The sequence below is a fragment of the Lysobacter sp. P5_B9 genome (assembly GCF_054049835.1).
Genome location: NZ_JBFULP010000005.1, coordinates 1 through 20,520, shown reverse-complemented (window position 1 = coordinate 20,520; position 20,520 = coordinate 1). Strand labels below are relative to the sequence as shown.

Below are 20,520 nucleotides of genomic sequence, written 5' to 3'. Positions count from 1 at the left end.
TCGGCGGCAGCCAACTCGCGCCCGGGCAGTCACGCGCCTGCGACTACCCGACGACGATGTTGACGATCTTGCCCGGCACCACGATCACCTTCTTCACCGCCTGGCCGGCGATGAACTGCGCGACGCCGGGTGAAGCCAGGGCGAGGCGTTCGGTCTCTTCCTTCGCCACGTTGACCGGCACTTCTATCGTGCCGCGCAGCTTGCCGTTGACCTGCACCGCCAGGGTGATGCTGTCGCGGGCCAGTGCGGCCGGGTCGGCGGCCGGGAACGGCAAGTCCTCCAGCAGCGTTTCCGGGTGGCCCAATGCCTGCCACAGCGCGTGGCAGACGTGCGGCGTGACCGGATTGAGCAGCAGCACCATCGCCTGCAGCGCCTCATGGCGGACGGCGCGGCCCTGGTCGCTCATGTCGGTGAACTTCGACACGTGGTTGAGCAGCTCCATCAGCGCAGCGATCGCGGTGTTGAAGCTGTGGCGACGGCCGTAGTCGTCGCCGACCTTCTGGATCGTCTCGTGCAACTGGCGCCGCAGGGTCTTCTGCGCGGCGTTGAGCTGGGCGGCATCGACTTCCGGATGGTCCGGCTGCAACACATGCGTCAGCACTTCGCGCCAGAAACGGCGCAGGAAGCGGGCCATGCCCTCGACACCGGCTTCGTTCCACTCCAGCGACTGTTCCGGGGGTGCGGCGAACATCGAGAACAGGCGGACGGTGTCGGCGCCGAACTTGCCGACCATCAACTGCGGGTCGACGCCGTTGTTCTTCGACTTCGCCATCTTCTCGGTGCCACCGATGTGCACCGGCTGGCCATCGGAGGTCAGGCGCGCGCCGATGATGTGGCCGCGCGCGTCGCGCTCGACCTCGACATCGGCGGGATTGAACCAGTCCTTCGATCCGTCGGCCTTCTCGCGGTAGAAGGTCTCGGCGATCACCATGCCCTGGCACAGCAGGTTGACCGCGGGCTCGTCCGAATTCACCAGGCCCTGGTCGCGCAGCAGCTTGTGGTAGAAGCGGAAGTACAGCAGGTGCAGGATCGCGTGCTCGATGCCGCCGATGTACTGGTCGACCGGCGTCCAGTACCTGGCACGTTCGTCGACCTGCTGCGATGCGCCCGGCGAGGTGTAGCGCGCGTAGTACCAGCTCGACTCCATGAAGGTGTCGAAGGTGTCGGTTTCGCGTTCGGCCGCACCGCCGCATTGCGGGCAGGTGGTCTTGCGCCACTCCGGGTCGGCCTTGATCGGCGAGGTGACCGCGCCGGCTTTGGCATATGCGTCCTCGACATCCTCCGGCAGCACCACCGGCAACTGCTCTTCGGGCACCGGCACGTCGCCGCACTTTGCGCACAGGATCACCGGGATCGGGCAACCCCAGTAGCGCTGGCGGCTCACGCCCCAGTCGCGCAGGCGGAAGTTGACCCGGCGCTGGCCGCGCTCCTGCTGCGCAAAACGATCGGCAAGCGCGTCGAACGCCTGCTGGAAATCCATGCCGTCGAATTCGCCGGAGTTCACCAGCCAGCCGCGCTCGGTGTAGGCGCCCTCTTCGGCGATGGTGCGCTCGAACTCCTCGACCACCTGCACCGCGGCGCCAGTGTCGTACGCATCGATCGCGCGATCTTCGCCCAGCGCGCTGCCCATCGAAGTGCCGTGGCGGGCGACGTCGCGGCTGATCTCCTCGATCGCGTCGCGTACCTCGGTCGGGACGATGACCATCCTGATCGGCAGCTGGTAGGACCGGGCGAACTCCCAGTCGCGCTCGTCGTGGCCCGGGACCGCCATCACCGCGCCGGTGCCGTAGTTCATCAGCACGAAGTTGGCGACGTAGACCGGCACCTGTTCGCCGGTCACCGGATGCAGCGCGCGCAGGCCGGTATCGCGGCCGCGCTTCACCTGTGTTTCCAGTTCGGCCTCGGACACTCCGCCCTGGCGCAGGTCGGCGATGAACGTGGCCAGTTCCGCATCCGTCTTCGCGGCGTGCTGCGCGAGCGGATGCTCGGCGGCGATCGACACGAAGGTGACGCCCATCAGCGTGTCAGGGCGCGTGGTGAAGACGCTCAATGGCTCCACGGCGTTGCCGTTGCCGTCGACCACGTCGAAGCGGATTTCCAGGCCCTCGCTGCGGCCGATCCAGTTGCGCTGCATGGTCTTGACCGCATCCGGCCAGCCCGGCAGCGTGTCCAGGCCATCCAGCAGTTCCTGGGCGTAGTCGGTGATCTTGAGGAACCACTGCGGGATCTCGCGCTTCTCCACCAGCGCGCCGGTGCGCCAGCCGCGGCCATCGATGACCTGCTCGTTGGCGAGCACGGTCTGGTCGACCGGGTCCCAGTTCACCACCGAGTTCTTGCGGTAGGCCAGGCCCTGCTTCATCAGGCGCACGAACATGCGCTGCTCGTGCACGTAATACGACGGCTGGCAGGTGGCGAATTCGCGCGACCAGTCGATGGCGTAGCCCATCTGCTGCAGCTGCGCCTTCATGTGCGCGATGTTGGCGTAGGTCCACTTCGCCGGCGCGGTGTGGTTCTTGATCGCGGCGTTTTCCGCCGGCAGGCCGAAGGCGTCCCAGCCCATCGGCTGCAGGACGTTGAAGCCGGTCATGCGCTTGTAGCGGCTGATGACGTCGCCGATGGTGTAGTTGCGCACGTGACCCATGTGCAGCGCACCCGACGGGTACGGCAGCATCGACAGACAGTAGTACTTGGGCTTGGCCGACGCCTCGTCGACCTCGAACGCCTTCGTTCCCGTCCAGAAGCGCTGCGCGGCGGCCTCTACGGTTTGCGGATCGTAGGCGGCGGATTCGGTCTGGACGGGTTCGGTGGACACGATGGCGGGCAGGAACTCGGGGAAAGACCTGAAAGCCTACCGCAGCGCACAAAACACCGCCATGCGCGCGCGAATGGGCCCGCCGCGGGCCGCCCCGGCCCCGAATGGCGATCCAGCGGCGCCGGCCGCTGGCGAGACCGGCACGCCGCCGCCCGCATCGCCCCTGTCTTGAACCGCCCGAAGCCGTAAAGCCCGCGCCGCGCGGGCTGTGTCTAGATCGGCTGTGTCTAAAATCGCCGTCCAACCCGCCGCAGCAAGCCCTGGAGGCTTCGTGACCCGACTGTCGATCGCCCTGCTGACCCTGTTGTCCGCCGCGCCGGCCTGCGCTGCCGAACCCGTCGCCCTGCAATGCGGGCACCTGTTCGATTCGCGCAGCGCCCGCCTGCTGGATGCCCGTACCGTGGTGGTGCGCGATGGCAAGGTCGCCGACGTACTGGCCGGGCGCGTCGATGTGCCGGGCACAAAGGCGGTCGACCTGTCCGGCCACACCTGCACCCCGGGGTGGACCGACCTGCACGTGCACCTGGGTTCGCAGAGCAGCCCGAAAAGCTACGAGGAGGAATTCCGCCTCGACGAGACCGACTTCGCCTTCCGTTCGGTTGGCTACGCGAAGAAGACCCTGCTGGCCGGCTTCACCAGCGTGCGCGACCTCGGTGGCGACGTATCGCTGCACCTGCGCAACGCGATCAACCAAGGCCTGGTCGACGGTCCGCGCATCTGGGCCGCGGGCAAGATCATCTCGACCACCGGCGGCCATGCCGACCCCACCAACGGCTACAACGCCGAGCTCTCGCACCTGCTCGGCCCGCCCGGCCCCAGCGACGGCGTGGTGAACTCCGTCGACGACGCCCGCCAGGCCGTGCGCCAGCGCTACAAGGAGGGCAGCGACGTCATCAAGATCACCGCCACCGGCGGCGTGCTGTCGTATGCGAAATCGGCGGACGCGCCGCAGTTCACGGTCGAGGAGATCAAGGCGATCGTCGATACCGCCAAGGACTACGGCTATCGCGTTGCCGCCCATGCGCACGGTGCGGAAGGCATGAAGCGCGCGGTCCTGGGTGGCGTCACCTCGATCGAGCACGGCACGTACATGAACGATGAGATCATCTCGCTCATGAAACAGAAGGGAACCTGGTACGTGCCGACCATCTCGGCCGGCCGCTTCGTCGCCGACAGGGCGAAGATCGATGGCTACTTCCCGGACATCATCCGGCCCAAGGCCATCCGCGTGGGCGCGCAGATCCAGGAAACCGCGGGCAAGGCCTACCGCAACGGCGTGAAGATCGCCTTCGGCACCGACATGGGCGTCGGCCCGCATGGCGACAACGCACGCGAATTCCTCTACATGGTCGAGGCCGGCATGCCGGCGGCCTTCGCCCTGCAGGCCGCCACCTTCAACGCCGCGCAGGTGCTCGGGGTGGACGACCAGGGCGTGATTGAAACCGGCAAGCGCGCGGACATCGTCGCGGTGCCGGGCAATCCCGTCGAGGACATCAAGGCCGTGCTCGGCGTCGACTTCGTGATGAAGGATGGTGCGATCTACAAGTCGCCGGAAAACGCGCAGCCGGGCGCCGCGCAATGACCGGGGAATGGATGGGGTACGTGGCGGCCATCCTCACCACGCTCTCCTTCGTGCCGCAGGCGGCCAAGACCATCCGTAGCAAGCAGACAAATGGCCTCTCGCTGCTGATGTACCTGACCTTCACCGTGGGGATCGGGTTCTGGCTGGCCTACGGCATCTACCTGATGTCGTGGCCGATGATCATCGCCAACATCGTCACCCTCGCGTTGTCGCTGACGATCCTCGGCCTGAAGCTGCGCTACGGCTGAGGCGCCCGGCTCACCGCAAGGCCGGCATGGATCGCCCAGGCGAACCACAGCGCGAACGCGAGCCGCTGCGCGATTCCCGCCGGCAACAGGTTCGGCAACACCAGCGCGCACAGCGGCACCAGCACGGCAGCGAGCAGCGATGTCGACGCGATCGCCCGCCAGCCGCCTGCACCGCGCAGGCCGCGCGCAAGCAACAGGCCACCGGTCGCGAACGCGATCCACCACACCATCCAGGCGGCGGCGTGGCGGGCGCTGTGCACGCCGTCGAGATCGCCCGCATCCAGCGGCAACACGCCCTGCAGCGCGAACGCGAGCGCCGACAGCAACAGCAATTGCGCGCCGATCCGCGCCGGCCAGCGCGCCATCGCCGGCAACAGGGCGCGCAGGCGCCAGGCCACCCACGCGACCAGTGCGCCCGGCAGCACGAACGCCAGCAGGTTGAACAGGCCGGCGCCCGGCAACGGCTTCGCGCCCAGCAGGGCCAGCGGATGCAGCACGTGCGAATAGCCCTCGATCCGGTCGGCCATGACCAGTGCCGACCCCGTGAAGAGCAGCGCAGCCACTACCGCCGCGTACCGGGAGACCCGGGATGCCAGGCGCGAAGCAAGCGAAAAGGGAGCCTTCATGCCGCCATGCTAGCGTGCGCGCCGGCAACGCTTGCGTCCTGCCGGCTCCGCCCCCATTTCGCTGCCATTCCGCACTCCGGCGCCCGCTGATGACCCTCGATACCACCAAGCCCCATGTATTCGACGCCACTGCGGCGAACTTCGACGCGGACGTGCTGCGCAAGTCGCTGGAAACGCCGGTCCTCGTCGATTTCTGGGCGGAATGGTGCGGGCCGTGCAAGCAGCTTGGACCGGTTCTCGAAAAGCTGGCCAGCGAATACAACGGCGCCTTCGTGCTCGCGAAGGTCGATGTCGACAAGGAACAGGAGCTCGGCGCCGCATTCCAGGTGCGTTCGATCCCCACCGTGTTCCTGGTCAAGGGCGGCCAGCTCGTCGATGGTTTCCCCGGCGTATTGCCGGAGGGCCAGCTGCGCGAATTCCTCAAGCACCACGGCATTGAACCGGCCGCTGCCGCCGAACCCGCGGCAGCGGAAGCCGAAACCGCGCCGGTCGATCCGCATGCCGAGGTGATGCGCCTGCGCAGCGAATTGGCGGCCGCTGCCGACAACGACAATCTCAAGCTCGATCTCGCCCTCGCGCTGCTGAAGACGGGTGCCGCGCACGAAGCCGAACAGCTGCTCGATGCCCTGCCCGCCAATCTCGCCCACGACGATCGCGCGATCAGCGCCCGTTCGCGCCTGGGCTTTGCCGCGCTGCTCGACAACGCCCCACCGGTCGAAGTGCTGGAAGCCGCCATCGCCGGCAATCCCGACGATCTGCGCGCGCGCCATCTGCTGGGCGTGCAGCGCATCGTCGCCGGCGAGGCGCAGCAGGGCCTTGAGCAGTTCCTGGAGATGCTTCGCCGCGACCGCAGCTATGAGGACGGCCTGCCGCGCAAGTCGCTGATCGATGCCTTCCGCATCATCGAGGACGAGGACCTGGTCGGCACCTACCGCCGCAAGATGTCGTCGCTGCTGTTTTGAGACCAGCGGCCCGTCCAGGGCCGTGAACCCCTTGACTGTACGCGTGCGTATGGCGAAGCTGCCCCCGCTTTCCCCCTCCGCGTGTGCGTGTCATTCATGAAGAACAGCATCAGGCCCGGCACGTTGCGCCGGGTCCTCAACCTGTGGCCGCCGTTCCTGTTCAGCGGCATCCGCGTCACCGACATCGCCTCCGACTGGCTCAGCGCACGCGTCGAGTTGCGCGCGCGCCCGTGGAACCGCAACTACGTCGGCGTCCACTTCGGCGGCAGCCTGTTCGCCATGACCGATCCGTTCTGGATGCTGCTGACCATGCACGCGCTCGGTAACGACTACATCGTCTGGGACCAGGCCGGCTCGATCGAATTCGTCAAACCCGCCCGCGGCACCGTGCACGCACGATTCCAGCTCGACGACGCCGTGCTCGCGCAGCTGCGCGCCGCGACCGCCCACGGCGGCAAGCACCTGCACTGGTTCGAGACCGCGATTGTCGATGCCACCGGGGAAACCGTCGCCCGCGTGCGCAAGCAGGTCTACGTGCGGCGCAAGCGCGACCGCCGCCCCAGGGCCGAGGAACGCGGCCTGGCCGCCTAGCCGAGCCTCGCCGATATGGCGGCGCCGGCCCGGGAATACGCGGCCACGACATCCCCTGCACGACGATGGCACCGCCAATCAAGGGTGACATGGCGATGACGATCACAGTCCCCGGGCGTATTCAGCGGGCCTGGGCGTGCCCGCACGCGCAAACCGGCGTATGCGGCGCCGCCGCGCGGTATGCTTGGCCGGCCACAGGGGGCGCGGAACAACATGGCTGAAGAGCCGAAACACGACGACGGAACGCCGTTGCCGGAAATCACCGGCTATCGACTGCTGCGGGTCATCAACCACGGCGGCATGTCCACCGTTTATCTCGCGCGCCAGCACACGCTCGGACGCGACGTCGCGATCAAGGTGATGTCGCCGCAGGCCCTCATCGACGAGACCAGTCGACGCCGCTTCGAGAACGAAGTGCGCATCATCGCCCGCCTCGAACATCCGCACGTGGTGCGCATCCACGAAGTCGGCCGCACGCTCGATGGCCTGCCCTATTACGCGATGCCCTACATGGCGCGCGGCCACCTGGGACAGCGCAACTTCGGCAAGAGCGAGCGACGCGTCGTCGAGATCGCCAACATCCTGCTGTCCGTGCTCGGCTACGCCCATGCCCGCAACATCGTGCATCGCGACGTCAAGGCCGAGAACGTCCTGTTCGACGACGCCGACCGACCGCTGCTGGCCGACTTCGGCATCGCGCTGCGCAAGGACTGGGGCGGTGCGCGCATGACCGCCACCGGGCTCGCCGTCGGCAGCACCGCCTACATGGCGCCCGAACAGGCACGCGGCGAAGTGGTCGATGGCCGCGCCGACCTGTATGCCCTCGGCGTGCTGATCTGGGAAATGCTGACCGGCCGGCTGCCGTTCGAGGCGCCCGATGCCTTGTCGATGGCGGTGATGCACGCGCAGGACCCGGTGCCGAAACTGCCCGCGCACCTGGCGCACTGGCAGCATTTCATGAACCGGGCGCTGGCCAAGCAACCGGCGCAGCGTTTCGAGGATGCGGCGCAGATGCGTGCGGGCATCGAGTCGGTCATGCAACGCAGCGTCATGCCGGCGTTGCGCGACCGCCTGCAACGGCTCGCGCCGATGCAGCAGTACGCCAAGCCGATCTGGGCCGTCTGTGCCTTGCTGGCCTTCATCGGCGTGGGCGTGCTCGGCGTGGAATACCTGGCGCGGCATCGCGCCACGGACGCAGCGGTCGCCCGCAACGAAGCCGCCGCGACCGTCGTGGCGCACAACCAGGTCACCACCGCGATGCTCCAGCCGTTGCCGGAGTCCCCGGCTCGGCAGGCGATCGATGCGGCGCGCAAGCAGATCGCCGCCGGCCACCTGACGACTCCGCTCGACACCAACGCCTATACCAGTGTGCTGGAAGCGTGGAACTCCGACGGCGGCAACGAGGAGGTGATCGAGGTGGTCGCCGACCTCACCGATGCCTTCGCCAATGCCATTGCTGCCCAGGTACGCAATGGCAACGACGCCCGCGCCCGCGAGATCCACGCCATGGCGACCGCGCTCGCCGAGCAGACCGGCACGTCTGGCTCGCCCGAATACCTGCGCCTGCGCAAGAAAACCGAGGCGGCAGTGAAAGCCCGGTTCGAGGACGCCGCAAAGCGCCACGACCACGACGCGGCCCTGCGCACGGTGCAACTCGTCACCGACTTCGGGCTGTCGCCGCGCCTGGCCGCCGACTTCAACAGCCGCGTCGCGAAACTACCGAGTCAAGGCGCAGCGCCGGCCGCCGCAGGCGGGGTAAGCGAAGACAACAACAAGGCCACCGTCGCGGTCAGCCGCACGCCGGTCACGCGCGGCGATTACGCGCGTTTTGCCGATACCACCAAGCGCACCGCGGCGTTGTGCCGCGAGCGCGTCTCCCTGCTGCGCGTCATCGCCCCACGCGACTGGCGTTCGCCGGGCTTCAGCCAGAACGACAGCGAACCCGTGGTGTGCGTATCCCTGCAGGATGCGGAGGCCTATGCCGGCTGGTACAGCCACAAGACCGGCCAGCGCTGGCGCCTGCCCACCGCGGAGGAAGCGCACGAGACCCCGGCACAATCCGGCAATCGCGCGGTGTCGCTGTGGTCGCGCGATTGCGCCGCGGGCTGCGGGCGCCGTTTCGCCAGTGGCACGTCTTGGCGCAGCCCCAGCCCGCAACGCCCGCTGCTGGCCAATCGCGGCTACGACGACGTCGGTTTCCGCCTGGTGCGCGACCGGTAGCAGGCGCTTCGATGTGAAGCAGGACGCAGCGCGCGGGTTTGAACGCCAACGCTGCGCCTACAATGTGGCATGACCACGACTCCCCGTCCCGGCCCGCAGCGGCCCAGCTTCCAGCGTCTCTTCCTTACCGGCCTGCTTACCCTGCTGCCGATCTGGCTGACGTGGGTAGTGATCAAGTTCGTGTTCGTCCTGCTCTCGGGCATCAGCCAGCCGCTGATCGGCCCGCTGCTGCAGGGGCTCGCCGCGACATCGCCGCAGACCCTGGGCTGGATCGCCGAGCCGTGGGTGCAGACCGCGCTGGCCCTGCTGGCGACGCTGGCGGTGATCCTCCTGTCCGGGGTGATGGCCCGCATCGTCATCGGCCAACGCATGCTGCGCTGGTTCGAGGCGCTGATCCGCCGCATCCCGCTCGCCAGCACGATCTACGGCAGCGCGCGCCAGCTGCTCGACATCCTGCAGACCAAGCCCGACGGCACCCAGCGCGTGGTGCTGATCGACTTCCCGCATACCGAGATGAAGACGCTCGGCTTCGTCACCAAGGTGATGCACGAGCACGGCACCGGTCGCGAACTCGCCGCCGTGTACGTGCCGACCACCCCGAACCCCACCTCCGGGTATCTCGAGATAGTGCCCGTGGAGAAGATCACGCCGACCGACTGGACCGTCGACCAGGCGATGAGCTTCATCATTTCCGGTGGCGCGGTATCGCCGGATACGATTCCGTTCACGCCGCCGCGGCGCGACAACGTTTGATCGACGACGCGGCTGATGCCGCCGCAGCGGCCGGCCATGGCAAACAACCACTGCGAACGACGCGCGCAGGCCGAGGACCACACGAGTGAATGACGCAAGTTCGCCAGCACTATCCGCCCCCGTGAGCCGCCTCCTCGACGACCGCGCCGTGCACATGTTCGTCATGCTGGCGGCTTTCTTCTGCGTCAACGCGGTGCTGGCCGAATTCATCGGCGTCAAGATCTTCGCGCTGGAAGACACCCTGGGCATCGCGCCGTTGCAGTGGAACCTGTTCGGCCAGAGCGGCTCGCTCTCCTTCACCGCCGGCACGTTGCTGTGGCCGGTGGTGTTCCTGATGACCGACGTCGTCAATGAGTTCTACGGCCGCCGTGGCGTGCGCCTGATTTCCTGGCTCGCCGCCGGCCTGATCGCCTATGGCTTCCTTTTCGCCTTCGCCGCCATTTCGCTGGCACCGGCGGACTGGTGGGTCAAGGCTGCCCAGCCGCAGGGCGTGGCCGACTACCAGGCCGCATTCGCCGCGGTGTTCGGCCAGGGACTGTGGACCATCGGCGGCTCGCTCGTGGCGTTCATGCTGGGGCAGCTGATCGACGTCGCGGTGTTCCACCGCATCCGCGACGTCACCGGCGAGAAGCATGTGTGGCTACGCGCGACCGGCTCGACCGCGGTGTCGCAGCTGGTCGACAGCTTCGTCGTCCTCTACATCGCCTTCGTGATCGGTCCGCAGCACTGGCCGACCTCGCTGTTCCTGGCCGTCAGCACGGTCAACTACGGCTACAAGATGCTGGCGGCGGTGGTGATGATCCCGCTGCTGTACGTGATGCGGCGCGCGATTACCGGCTACCTGGGCGAAGCGCGCGCGGAGCAGTTGCGGCTTGAGGCGGCGCAATAGGGCTTGAACCGGTAGCCATACGTTCCCGTGCGTTGGGGGCGCATCAGGCAACTCGTTCCGCAAAAGCCAATAGCCGGCTGTCCCCACGCGCGGCGGCGCGCTCGACATCCCGATATGCGAGTCCTGTCGCGGCGCCCCACGCGCGGCGGCGCGCTCGACATCCCGATATGCGAGTCCCGTCGCGGGGCCCCATGACTTCCGACCGGGTCGCAGGCAGCGCGGATCGGCCATGCTGCGGGATCAACCAATCTCCCGGAGCCTGCATGACCCTGCGCCCGCTTGTCCTTTCCGCTGCCCTGCTGACCGCCCTCGCTGGTTGCGCCGGCAAACCCGTCGCCGAGGCGCCCGTTCCGACCGCCGCACCGCAGGCGGCCACCCAGGACAAGGCCGCGCAGCTGGATGCTCTGTACGCGCAGTACTGGGAAGAAGCACTGCAGCTCAATCCGGTCCAGGCCACCTTCCAGGGTGACCCGCGCTACAACGACCAGCTGCCCGACTTCTATTCCGCGCAGTTCCGCCAGCAGTCCCACGACTTCACCCAGCGCTGGCTCGACCAGATCCAGGCGATCGGCCCGGATGGGCTCACCGGCCAGGACCTGGTCAGCTACCAGATCTTCGTGCGCGACGCGAAGAATTCGCTGGAAGGCGAGCAGTACCCCGGCTGGATGCTGCCGGTCGACCAGATGGGCAGCATCGCCACCTTCACCGCACAGCTGGGCGCCGGCACCGGCGCGCAGCCGTTCAAGACCGTCAAGGACTACGACAACTGGCTGGCGCGCGGCAACCGCATCCCGGTGCTGGTCGACAGCATCATCACCGACATGCGCGCAGGCATGCAGGCCGGCGTCGTACAACCGCGCGCGCTGATGATCAAGGTGGTGCCGCAGTACGACGCCATCATCAAGGCCAAGCCCGAGGACAGCGTGTTCTGGGGCCCGATCGCCAAGATGCCCAAGGACTTCAGCGAAGCCGACAAGACGCGCCTGACCGCGGCCTACCGCGACATGATCGGCCAGCAGATCATGCCGTCGTTCCGCAAGCTGCGTGATTTCATCGCCACGGATTACCTCCCGGCCACGCGCGACACCGTCGGCATGGACAAGCTGCCCAACGGCGCGGCGTGGTACGCCTTCAACGTCCGCACCACGACCACCACCGACCTGAGCCCGGCGCAGATCCACCAGATCGGCCTGGATGAAGTCGCGCGCATCCACGGCGAGATCCGTGGGGTGATGCAGCAGGTCGGCTTCAAGGGCTCGCTGCAGGACTTCTTCAAGTCCATGCGCACCAGCAAGAAGTTCGAGTTCAAGTCCGAGGACGCCCTGCTCGCGTACTTCCGCAGCCTGGAAGCGCGCATCAACGCGCGCGTGCCCACGCAGTTCTCGCTGCTGCCCAAGGCAGGCTTCGAGATCCGCCCGGTCGAGGCGTTCCGCGCCAAGTCCGCAGCGGGCGGCGAGTACCAGGGCCCCAGCGAGGACGGCACGCGCCCGGGCATCTTCTACGTCAACACCTATGACCTGCCCTCGCGCAAGCAATGGGACGCGGAAGACCTGTTCCTGCACGAAGCCATCCCCGGTCATCACTTCCAGATCGCGCTGCAGCAGGAGCTCCAGGGTGTGCCGGCGTTCCGTCGCTTCGGCGGCAATACCGCCTATGCCGAAGGCTGGGGCCTGTACGCCGAGTCGCTGGGCAAGGACCTGGGCGTCTACGAGACCCCGTACGACTACTTCGGCTACCTGCAGAACGAACTGTGGCGCGCCATCCGCCTGGTGACCGACACCGGCCTGCACAGCAAGGGTTGGACCCGCGAGCAGGTGATCAAGTACATGCTCGACAACTCGGCGGCCGGCGAGACCGATGCCACCGCCGAGGCCGAGCGTTACATCGCCTGGCCGTCGCAGGCGACCGCCTACAAGATCGGCGAACTCAAGATCCAGGCACTGAAGAACAAGGCACGCGCGGCGCTCGGCGACGGCTTCGATCCCCGCGAATTCCACGCCGAAGTGCTCAAGGACGGCCCCGTGCCGCTGTCGGTGCTGGAGGACAAGATCGACCGCTGGATCGCGACGAAGAAGGGCTGACCGGACACGGCGCGCCGCGCCGCGCTCCACCGCGAGACCAAAGGGCCGGCAATTGCCGGCCCTTTTCGTTGCTGGATCGTTTCAGCGATCCAGCGGGCTGACCACCCCACCCGCCCCGCGGTTGAGCACATGCGTGTAGATCTGCGTCGTCGCCACGTCCTTGTGGCCGAGCAGTTCCTGCACGGTGCGGATGTCGTAGCCGGCTTCGATCATGTGCGTCGCGAACGAATGCCGAAGCGTATGCGCGGACACCGGCTTCACGATCCCGGCGCGCTTGCACGCCGCCTTCAACGCCCGCGACAAGGTGCCGTCATCGAAGTGATGCCGGCGCTCCACGCCATCGCGTGGGTCGATCGCGCGTCGGGGCGACGGAAACACGTACTGCCAGCCGAATTCGCGTTCCGCATTCGGATACTTCCGCGCCAACGCGTGCGGCAGGTTCACACCGCCCAGGCCCTGCTGCAGATCCGCCGCATGCAGCGCCCGCGCCCGCTCCACCTCGCGCTGCAGCGGCTCCACCAATGTCTTCGGCAATACGGTCCGCCGATCCTTGCTCCCCTTGCCATCGCGCACCGTGATTTCATTGCGCGCGAAATCGACGTCCTTCACTCGCAGGCGCAGGCACTCCATCAACCGCAGCCCGGTGCCGTACAGCAGGCTGGACAACAGCCACGGCCGCCCATCGAGCTGCGGCCAGCAGGTCCTGCACCTCCCCCCGCGACAACACCGTCGGCAGCCGCCGCGGCCGCTTCGCCCGGGTCACGTCCTCCATCCAGGGCAGCTCGATGCCGAGCACCTCCTTGTAGAGGAAGAGCAACGCCGACAACGCCTGGTTCTGGGTACTGGCCGCCACCTGCCCATCCACCGCGAGCGACGAGAGGAACCGCTCCGCCTCCGGCGCCCCCATCGCACGCGGATGTCGCCGGCCATTGACCAGGATGAAGCGGCGAATCCAACCCAGGTACACAACTTCGGTACGCATGCTGTAGTGCTTCACCCGCAACACCCGACACACCTCATCGAACAACCGCGGTCCACTACCCCTTCCATCCGCCTCTGGCTCCCGGACCCGGAAACCGAATCGCATTACCGCGGATTGCAAGGAATAAAACATAGCGCCTCGTATCGTCAGATATGCACAGACAATCATGCGCGCCACGCGTGCAAGGCGGGGTCAGATAAGTCAGTGACCTTCGATAGGATTTCTCCCTTGACGCCCACACAGGATCAACGTGAATATCCCGTCCATATCCCTGTTTTTGTGGTCTACTAAGCGTTAGGCGGCATGGAAAGTTCACTGAGACTTACAAAAGCGGTTGCCTGGTTCTGCTTGGGCACTTCGTTGGTGTCGTTTTGCGCCGGGATCGCATTGGCGAACCTGTATCTCTGCGGGATGCCCGGACCGTTGGCCTTCCTAGCCAGCCTTGGCCTTGGCCTTGTCGCCGCATCGGCGCTGCTAGTTGCAGCTTGGCTTAATCGCTCATGGCGCCTTGTACTTGGGGCACTAGCTGACGCGGCACTCGCCTTCGTGCTCCAATTCTTGAGCTCGGCGGTAACGCTCCCAGGCTGTTCGGGTGTCTGAGCCGCCTAACAATTCATTCAAGCCGAAGCCGCTTCGCGGCTCGGCTTAATTCAGGCGTTAGACGTGCAGATGGCTTTCAAGGCAACCGGAAACTGGCTAAAGGGCAACTGGCCCTTCATTGCGCTGATTGCTCTGGTGTTCGCTGCCAAGATCATTCAGCACGGACCCTTGCGGGGCGCGTGGGCGGCTGGCGCTCTCTGCTACGTTATTTCGGTGATGGTTTTTTGTTCCGTGGCGGTTCCGGCTTTGGTTCTTCGTACTGTCTTGTCCCTGGGGGAATGGTCGCTTCTTGCGTTTGCCGGCGCCTTTGTCTTGCTGGCTTACGCCCTAGGCCATCCAGAACTGATAGAGGTTGGCTTGCTGGGCCTTGTCACGGGGCTGGTTCTAGGGCTGTTCTTTCTGTTCTTTGCATGGCGCCGGCGCGCAAGGTAAGTGGGCAGCACGTCTAACAATTCATTCAAGCCGAAGCCGCTTCGCGGCTCGGCTTAATTCAGGCGTTAGGCCTCATGACAAGACTTCTCGCCACCTGCGCGCTTGTTCTCTCACTAGCCATTTGCGGGTGTAGTTCGGCGCCCGTCCAGAGCACTGCGCCGGCCATTCCTGTCGAGCTGATTCCGCTTGAGCAGGCCAAGACCTTGATTACCTCGGGGCAAGTCAAAGAAATATTCCAGCCGCACTATGGGTGCGTGGTCCTCACGCTTCAAAATGGCGAGTACCTGTCCTTCGATCAGCCGCACCTAGATTGGGTACTGACGTTCGTGGAGGAGGCCGGGCTTGCCAAGCAAATACCTATCTCCATCGAGTAGGCTGAGGCCTAACAATTCATTCAAGCCGAAGCCGCTTCGCGGCTCGGCTTAATTCAGGCGTTAGGTATCGCATGGCAGATGACTCGTGGTTTCGAAATGCAGACTGGAATGAAGCCATTGCAGTTGCCTTTGACCAGAAGCTGAAGCGCGCTCGTCAAAAGAGCCAGTACCTACGCATACAGGCGTGCACTCTTGCCCGTAGCCACCCTCGGGTTGCGCTAGAGCTCCTAGATAGGTATTTCGCACTCGGCGATGACTTCGATCACGCCCAAGCGCACGTAGACCGGGCGACCGCCTACCTCGCGCTTGGTGATATTGATTCAGCCATCCAGTCTTATGAGGCGGCGCTGGAGCGCGAGCGGGCCTTCCCCAACCTGCGTACCGGAGCTTCCTTAGACCTGCCGTATCAGATTGCACTCAATGGCATTACCAATCGCTTTGACCAAGCTATTGCAATGCTATCTGAGTCTGAGAAACGCCTCATGTTCCCCGTAGATCGCTTCAAGCACCATACTGCCCGGGCAGTTATCTTGGCTAAGAGCGACCCGTCCGCCGCGCGCGTTGAGGCCAAAGCCGCATTAGAGGCGGCGGCATTGGATCACTCGGGGTTCCGCTATCATCCAACCGTCGGCTTGGTTTCTGAAAGGCATGCACAAGCGCTGCTCAAGCTCCGTGGGCTTTGCGATGCCTAACAATTCATTCAAGCCGAAGCCGCTTCGCGGCTCGGCTTAATTCAGGCGTTAGGCCCCACATGAATCTTCTCCTGCTCCTGTTTGCTCTCACGGCAACGCCCCAGCCCCAGCTTCCTCAGGACGTTGAGGCGTTTGTCGTAGAGCGAGATGCTTGCGATCATTTTCGCGGCGAACCAACCGAAGGCGATTCGCCGGACCAGGTGGAGCGCCGCGCGTTTGTTGAAGAGAGCTTGGAGATCTACTGCTCCGGCACGGACCGTAGATTGGCCGCGCTCAAGAGACGCTACTCTGGCAATGCYGCGGTCACGTCCGCGCTCGGCAAATATGAGCCGGTCATTGAGGGGCCTCGGTGTGGGCCCTAACAATTCATTCAAGCCGAAGCCGCTTCGCGGCTCGGCTTAATTCAGGCGTTAGGCGCCTGATCAAGGAAAACCAATGACTGATCCATACAATTCCTCGGCAGTCCGTCCGGCGATTTCACCTCTGAATGATTCGATGGTTACGACGGCACTAGAGCTCCCTGGTTACCGGATCGCTCGCAACCTTGGCCTCGTGCGCGGCATTACAGTCAGATCCCGCTCGATCGTTGGCAACTTTCTTGGCGGCCTGCAGACCCTATTCGGCGGCAATATCACCATTTACACGGAGCTCTGCGAACAGGCTCGCTACGAGACCTATCGAGATATGGTGCTGCACGCCAGACAGCTAGGCGCCAACGCCATTATTGCTGTTCGGTATGACGCCACCGAACTCATGCCCGGTCTTACGGAGGTGCTGTGTTATGGCACAGCGGTTGTTGCCGAGCCGCACGGCGCCTAACAATTCATTCAAGCCGAAGCCGCTTCGCGGCTCGGTTTAATTCAGGCATTAGGGCTCAATAGTGGCATCACCAGATCTCGACCAATTGTTTAACCAGGCGCTCGGCTTTGCCGAGTACATGCTTATCTCACATGGGGAGTTCATTCCCTTCGGAGTTTCTATGGATCCGAGCGGGGAGATTTCTCAGGCCTCTGGATACCTTGGTACTGAGCACCCAGCATCCGCAGAATTGGTGGAGTTTCTGCAAAGCGCTTTTAGGGATTCTGCCTCTGGCGGCACGATTCGAGCAGCCGGTGTCTGCTTGGATATGTACGTTGTTCCCCCGGGGCAGACTGAAAAGTCAGATGCAATATGTGTTCGGTTAGCGCACACCTCTGGCGAGACAGTTGCCGTCTACGTCCCCTATGCTAAGGACCCACAAGGGGCATACACGTTCGGCCAAACGTTTGCCACAAAGGGCACTTCGTTTCGCTTGGTTGAGCCCTAACAATTCATTCAAGCCGAAGCCGCTTCGCGGCTCGGCTTAATTCAGGCGTTAGGTATCAATGCAAACATTCCTAGCAATTTGCCTTCTCTTTCTGGCGGTCCCCGGCTTCGCCGCAATCCGCGGACCAGCGCCTGTATCAAAAGGTGCTGGCTCGATTTATTTCGGCAGCTATGAACCGGTTGAGCCTGAATCCTTAGCTGAAGTCCCGCTTGCTACTGGAGAGCGTCTTGTTGCCCATCTCAAGGACCGATTGGGCGATTCGTTCTACAGTCGCCTGCGATTTGCTGGCGGTCAAATCATAGATTTCGCCAAGTTGCTTCAAATGGAGCCGGACTCGAAGGACTACCAATGGGAAGTCCCCGCCTACGTTCTCAATTTCGAATTCCGCATGAAGGAAATTGGAATAGGTTCATATACCGCGCAGATTGAGCTACGGGAAGACGGCAGCGTCATTAAGGAGATAGACATCCCTTGTGTTACATGCGATCCAACTAAGCTCAACCTGATTTCACTGGAGAGCGCTTTTAAGCTGGCCATTGCGCAGGGGTTTGCCCCTGACAAAGCTGTTGCCGAGATCGGTTACAACAAGGAGGCGGATGCCTTTGTTTGGAGCTTCGTTGAGGAGATTTCCGACGACGGATTGGTCATTACGAGCAAAAAGCTCGAGATACACGCCAACACTGGCCAGGTGCTGAGCTTTGGGAACTCGGAGGCAATCCGTTGATACCTAACAATTCATTCAAGCCGAAGCCGCTTCGCGGCTCGGCTTAATTCAGGCGTTAGGCGCAACGGACATGACATCGCTAACCCGCGCCATAGTTCGTCACGATCTGGAGGGCATTGAATCGACCCTTGCCGACGATCCGTCGTTAGTCAACGTCCCGGAAACGGGCTGGCTGCCCATCAGGTGGGCTCTCACCGGGGGCAACATCGTTACCTTGGCGCGCTTCCTGCGGGCGAGCCGGCTCCAAGATCCTTCGGTAGACCCCACAGGCCTTCTCCGCCGGTACGTCGAAATGCTCGCCGCGGATGAGTACGAGCCGTACGCTTTTGGTCAAGCCGTTACGGCGCTCTGGCATGATCTCTATGAGGGCACAACGCACCTGGTCGGACGGTTCAAGCGCCCATTAGTTCCCAGCCTGGGGCAGGCAGACGACTTACGTTTCCTTATCGGTTGGTGCGGAGCAAGTAGTGCGGATATGTTGTATCGCAGGCTCTGCGCCTAACAATTCATTCAAGCCGAAGCCGCTTCGCGGCTCGGCTTAATTCAGGCGTTAGACCGTGGAAACAAGTGAACTGCGACTTGATGTGTTCGGGCGGCGCATGACAGCCGTACAGGCTCATGGCCGCTGGTCGCTCTTTCTTTTAGGCCCTGATGGCAAACGTCGTCCTGCGGATATCTCCATCCCGTCTGATCTGTCGCGTGACGAGATCCCTGGATACCTTGCGGATATCTTTCACGAGATTGCGACGCCTCGGCATAATCAAGTACGAGTGCTACCTTAGCCACGCTGGCCGAGGTGTGGCAGCCACGGTCTAACAATTCATTCAAGCCGAAGCCGCTTCGCGGCTCGGCTTAATTCAGGCGTTAGAGCTCACGATGCCAACTAATCCGCTCGTTGTTGTTAGCCTCGCTGCGTTCATTCTCTTCACAACTCTGTTCAACGTCCTCTATTTCACTTTCATCTTGCGAAGACTTGACAAAAATGGGCTACGCATTGGTGCCGACGCATCTTTTAACTTCGGTCAGAGGCGGTACGTAAAGGCATATCTTCTGCTGCTTTCTGAGAATGAAAAGAAGAGGTGGTACAACCAATTGATCAAGCACTCCTTTCCAATTGCCGTGGCTCTCATGGCTTTGGTCGGAGTGTCAGTCCTCTCCTCAGTTGCAAGGGGTGAGCTCTAACAATTCATTCAAGCCGAAGCCGCTTCGCGGCTCGGCTTAATTCAGGCGTTAGGCCGCATGAACCAGAATCTCGCACGCCTAATTTCGGACTATCAAGCCAGCGTCCGCGCTGCCGTCCAGCTTATGGAGGAGTCCGGCATACCTCTCCCTGCGTCACCCACTGACTGGGTGAGTGCTGATATTCCGCACCGTGGCAAACTCACCGGCGACATTCAATACTTTAAACACGGCTTTGGCTGTGCGGTCCAATTGCCAGGCGGATCCGTCGACTTCGATTTCGGGGAGCGCGGCCAGATCGATGGATTCGATGCCTGGCGACTAGTTGGCTTTGCTGGTTCTCGGCTGCGAGAGTACGGCTTTGCAAGTGAGGCTGAACTCAAGGAGTGCTTCAAAGCAGAGGTGGCGGCGGGGTCGCTGGTTTTCTCAGGCTACATCCTTCATTACATCGCGGATGCGGCCTAACAATTCATTCAAGCCGAAGCCGCTTCGCGGCTCGGCTTAATCCAGGCGTTAGGCGTGGGTGCAATCGATAGCAGCTCGCTGTCGCTGACAGTCACCGGGAAAGCCCCACAGCCCGCATTCGATGCAATGCTTTCGCGCCGCTGGCCTTCGGTCAGTCCGCGCTCCGGCAAGCAATCGCCCCGGCGGCATCTCTCCCCGGAGATGCGGCGCCATCGGCTCCGGTGTTCCGGCCCCACACTCTCCCCGGATCGCAGACTGATTCCTTGCTCCCGATCTCGCCGGGGGCCGTTGCACTCGCCCGCTTCGCCACTTACCGTGGCGCCTAACAATTCATTCAAGCCGAAGCCGCTTCGCGGCTCGGCTTAATTCAGGCGTTAGGCCGCTCTTGGGATTCCCAGCATGTGGAAGTTCTGGAAAAGGCGGGCATACCGCATCGAAAGGATTGGATGCAAATCCAAGCAAGAGATTTTTGAGCATCTTGCCTACATGGTGAATCACGCTCCAGACTTTCCCGCCGAGGACAAGATGGATCTTGATCTGGCGTTTGATTGTCTTGAGTTTGGGCTCAAGCGGATTGAGGAGCTTGATGGGCGGCCTGCTGTTGTCGCAATGATCTCTAAGCTTCGCGCCGAGTTCGCCAATTCGCGCAGCCTGTTCCAGGCGGGAGAAATCACTCCCGCTCGCCACAGCCTTCAAGATGCGGAGGACATGTTGAGGCCGGTTCGGGTAAAGGCGGTTGTTGCCTAGGCAGCAGCCTAACAATTCATTCAAGCCGAAGCCGCTTCGCGGCTCGGCTTAATTCAGGCGTTAGGCCGCATGGGACAGAGCACCCAATCTGCACGTAAAGCCGCATGGCTAGATGTCAGCGCTGCCGCTGTATTCGCCTGTCTATTCGTTCTCTTCTATCGTCACGGCAACATCTCGACCGCCGTAGACGCTGGCGCATACGGCCTTGTTATCGCCGTCATTTACTTTGCCCCCGCTGCTATTCTCTTTTCGTTA

The 20,520-nt window shown here is 63.7% G+C and carries 19 protein-coding genes and 1 pseudogene; 17 read left to right on the top strand and 3 right to left on the bottom strand.

Annotated features, from left to right (window positions below; genetic code table 11):
- Positions 1–43: 43 nt before the first annotated feature.
- Entirely contained in the window at positions 44–2,812 is a 2,769-nt protein-coding gene (leuS, locus tag ACXJJ9_RS11055) for a leucine--tRNA ligase (RefSeq protein ID WP_457097235.1), read from the bottom strand.
- 271 nt (positions 2,813–3,083) lie between these two features.
- Between leuS and ACXJJ9_RS11050 the strand changes: the two genes are divergently transcribed.
- Together ACXJJ9_RS11050 and ACXJJ9_RS11045 are read left to right on the top strand one after the other, a co-directional pair.
- Positions 3,084–4,394: an amidohydrolase family protein gene (locus ACXJJ9_RS11050; RefSeq protein WP_457097234.1), complete on the top strand. Its 1,311-nt coding sequence runs from the start codon at positions 3,084–3,086 to the stop codon at positions 4,392–4,394.
- A complete protein-coding gene (locus tag ACXJJ9_RS11045; protein WP_457097233.1) occupies positions 4,391–4,642 on the top strand; it encodes a SemiSWEET transporter in 252 nt (83 codons plus the stop codon). Before ACXJJ9_RS11050 ends, ACXJJ9_RS11045 begins: the two co-directional genes overlap by 4 nt.
- On the opposite strand, the gene ACXJJ9_RS11040 is transcribed toward ACXJJ9_RS11045, so the two are convergent.
- Positions 4,633–5,268 (bottom strand): DUF998 domain-containing protein, encoded by a 636-nt coding sequence (locus ACXJJ9_RS11040; protein WP_457097232.1) that lies wholly within the window; start codon positions 5,266–5,268, stop codon positions 4,633–4,635. The genes ACXJJ9_RS11045 and ACXJJ9_RS11040 overlap by 10 nt on opposite strands.
- Positions 5,269–5,357: 89 nt before the next feature.
- On the opposite strand from ACXJJ9_RS11040, the gene trxA reads away from it, so the two are divergent.
- The 6 genes from trxA (at position 5,358) to ACXJJ9_RS11010 (ending at position 12,764) form a co-directional block, all read left to right on the top strand.
- A complete protein-coding gene (gene trxA, locus ACXJJ9_RS11035; protein WP_457097231.1) occupies positions 5,358–6,230 on the top strand; it encodes a thioredoxin in 873 nt (290 codons plus the stop codon).
- A 96-nt stretch (positions 6,231–6,326) separates the two neighbouring features.
- Complete coding sequence (locus tag ACXJJ9_RS11030) at positions 6,327–6,821, top strand: DUF4442 domain-containing protein (RefSeq protein ID WP_457097230.1); 495 nt, start codon at positions 6,327–6,329, stop codon at positions 6,819–6,821.
- A 213-nt stretch (positions 6,822–7,034) separates the two neighbouring features.
- A complete protein-coding gene (locus ACXJJ9_RS11025; protein WP_457097229.1) occupies positions 7,035–9,041 on the top strand; it encodes a bifunctional serine/threonine-protein kinase/formylglycine-generating enzyme family protein in 2,007 nt (668 codons plus the stop codon).
- A 69-nt stretch (positions 9,042–9,110) separates the two neighbouring features.
- A complete protein-coding gene (locus ACXJJ9_RS11020; RefSeq protein WP_457097228.1) occupies positions 9,111–9,794 on the top strand; it encodes a DUF502 domain-containing protein in 684 nt (227 codons plus the stop codon).
- 154 nt (positions 9,795–9,948) lie between these two features.
- Positions 9,949–10,683: a queuosine precursor transporter gene (locus tag ACXJJ9_RS11015; protein WP_457097490.1), complete on the top strand. Its 735-nt coding sequence runs from the start codon at positions 9,949–9,951 to the stop codon at positions 10,681–10,683.
- Between the two features lie 263 nt (positions 10,684–10,946).
- A complete protein-coding gene (locus ACXJJ9_RS11010) occupies positions 10,947–12,764 on the top strand; it encodes a DUF885 domain-containing protein (RefSeq protein ID WP_457097227.1) in 1,818 nt (605 codons plus the stop codon).
- An 81-nt stretch (positions 12,765–12,845) separates the two neighbouring features.
- Here the strand turns inward: ACXJJ9_RS11010 and ACXJJ9_RS11005 are convergent.
- Positions 12,846–13,851 (bottom strand): annotated as a pseudogene (locus ACXJJ9_RS11005) (integron integrase).
- Between the two features lie 564 nt (positions 13,852–14,415).
- On the opposite strand from ACXJJ9_RS11005, the gene ACXJJ9_RS11000 reads away from it, so the two are divergent.
- The 9 genes from ACXJJ9_RS11000 to ACXJJ9_RS10960 form a co-directional block, all read left to right on the top strand.
- Positions 14,416–14,778 (top strand): hypothetical protein, encoded by a 363-nt coding sequence (locus ACXJJ9_RS11000; protein ID WP_457097226.1) that lies wholly within the window; start codon positions 14,416–14,418, stop codon positions 14,776–14,778.
- 74 nt (positions 14,779–14,852) lie between these two features.
- Positions 14,853–15,152, top strand: a complete 300-nt coding sequence (locus ACXJJ9_RS10995) for a hypothetical protein (protein WP_457097225.1) — start codon at positions 14,853–14,855, stop codon at positions 15,150–15,152.
- Positions 15,153–15,223: 71 nt separating this feature from the next.
- Entirely contained in the window at positions 15,224–15,844 is a 621-nt protein-coding gene (locus ACXJJ9_RS10990) for a hypothetical protein (RefSeq protein ID WP_457097224.1), read from the top strand.
- A 435-nt stretch (positions 15,845–16,279) separates the two neighbouring features.
- Positions 16,280–16,663 carry a YbjQ family protein gene (locus tag ACXJJ9_RS10985; protein ID WP_457097223.1) on the top strand — a complete coding sequence of 128 codons (384 nt, stop codon included), beginning with the start codon at positions 16,280–16,282 and terminating at the stop codon, positions 16,661–16,663.
- 545 nt (positions 16,664–17,208) lie between these two features.
- Positions 17,209–17,874: a hypothetical protein gene (locus ACXJJ9_RS10980; protein ID WP_457097222.1), complete on the top strand. Its 666-nt coding sequence runs from the start codon at positions 17,209–17,211 to the stop codon at positions 17,872–17,874.
- Positions 17,875–18,431: 557 nt separating this feature from the next.
- Complete coding sequence (locus ACXJJ9_RS10975) at positions 18,432–18,656, top strand: DUF7661 family protein (RefSeq protein ID WP_457097221.1); 225 nt, start codon at positions 18,432–18,434, stop codon at positions 18,654–18,656.
- 457 nt (positions 18,657–19,113) lie between these two features.
- The gene (locus ACXJJ9_RS10970) at positions 19,114–19,518 is read left to right on the top strand and encodes a DUF6896 domain-containing protein (RefSeq protein ID WP_457097220.1); all 405 of its coding nucleotides are present in this window, start codon (positions 19,114–19,116) and stop codon (positions 19,516–19,518) included.
- Between the two features lie 399 nt (positions 19,519–19,917).
- Positions 19,918–20,265 carry a hypothetical protein gene (locus ACXJJ9_RS10965; RefSeq protein WP_457097219.1) on the top strand — a complete coding sequence of 116 codons (348 nt, stop codon included), beginning with the start codon at positions 19,918–19,920 and terminating at the stop codon, positions 20,263–20,265.
- Positions 20,266–20,334: 69 nt separating this feature from the next.
- A partial coding sequence (locus tag ACXJJ9_RS10960) for a hypothetical protein (RefSeq protein ID WP_457097218.1) occupies positions 20,335–20,520 on the top strand: 186 nt, incomplete at its 3' end.

What these genes read in the sequence shown, in the direction of transcription:
- ACXJJ9_RS11045 (WP_457097233.1), top strand. Translation starts at nt 4,391, where the DNA reads ATGACCGGGGAATGGATGGGGTACGTGGCGGCCATCCTCACCACGCTC.
- ACXJJ9_RS11040 (WP_457097232.1), bottom strand. Translation starts at nt 5,268, where the DNA reads ATGAAGGCTCCCTTTTCGCTTGCTTCGCGCCTGGCATCCCGGGTCTCC.
- trxA (WP_457097231.1), top strand. Translation starts at nt 5,358, where the DNA reads ATGACCCTCGATACCACCAAGCCCCATGTATTCGACGCCACTGCGGCG.
- ACXJJ9_RS11030 (WP_457097230.1), top strand. Translation starts at nt 6,327, where the DNA reads ATGAAGAACAGCATCAGGCCCGGCACGTTGCGCCGGGTCCTCAACCTG.
- ACXJJ9_RS11025 (WP_457097229.1), top strand. Translation starts at nt 7,035, where the DNA reads ATGGCTGAAGAGCCGAAACACGACGACGGAACGCCGTTGCCGGAAATC.
- ACXJJ9_RS11020 (WP_457097228.1), top strand. Translation starts at nt 9,111, where the DNA reads ATGACCACGACTCCCCGTCCCGGCCCGCAGCGGCCCAGCTTCCAGCGT.
- ACXJJ9_RS11015 (WP_457097490.1), top strand. Translation starts at nt 9,949, where the DNA reads ATGTTCGTCATGCTGGCGGCTTTCTTCTGCGTCAACGCGGTGCTGGCC.
- ACXJJ9_RS11010 (WP_457097227.1), top strand. Translation starts at nt 10,947, where the DNA reads ATGACCCTGCGCCCGCTTGTCCTTTCCGCTGCCCTGCTGACCGCCCTC.
- ACXJJ9_RS11000 (WP_457097226.1), top strand. Translation starts at nt 14,416, where the DNA reads ATGGCTTTCAAGGCAACCGGAAACTGGCTAAAGGGCAACTGGCCCTTC.
- ACXJJ9_RS10995 (WP_457097225.1), top strand. Translation starts at nt 14,853, where the DNA reads ATGACAAGACTTCTCGCCACCTGCGCGCTTGTTCTCTCACTAGCCATT.
- ACXJJ9_RS10990 (WP_457097224.1), top strand. Translation starts at nt 15,224, where the DNA reads ATGGCAGATGACTCGTGGTTTCGAAATGCAGACTGGAATGAAGCCATT.
- ACXJJ9_RS10985 (WP_457097223.1), top strand. Translation starts at nt 16,280, where the DNA reads ATGACTGATCCATACAATTCCTCGGCAGTCCGTCCGGCGATTTCACCT.
- ACXJJ9_RS10980 (WP_457097222.1), top strand. Translation starts at nt 17,209, where the DNA reads ATGCAAACATTCCTAGCAATTTGCCTTCTCTTTCTGGCGGTCCCCGGC.
- ACXJJ9_RS10970 (WP_457097220.1), top strand. Translation starts at nt 19,114, where the DNA reads ATGAACCAGAATCTCGCACGCCTAATTTCGGACTATCAAGCCAGCGTC.
- ACXJJ9_RS10965 (WP_457097219.1), top strand. Translation starts at nt 19,918, where the DNA reads ATGTGGAAGTTCTGGAAAAGGCGGGCATACCGCATCGAAAGGATTGGA.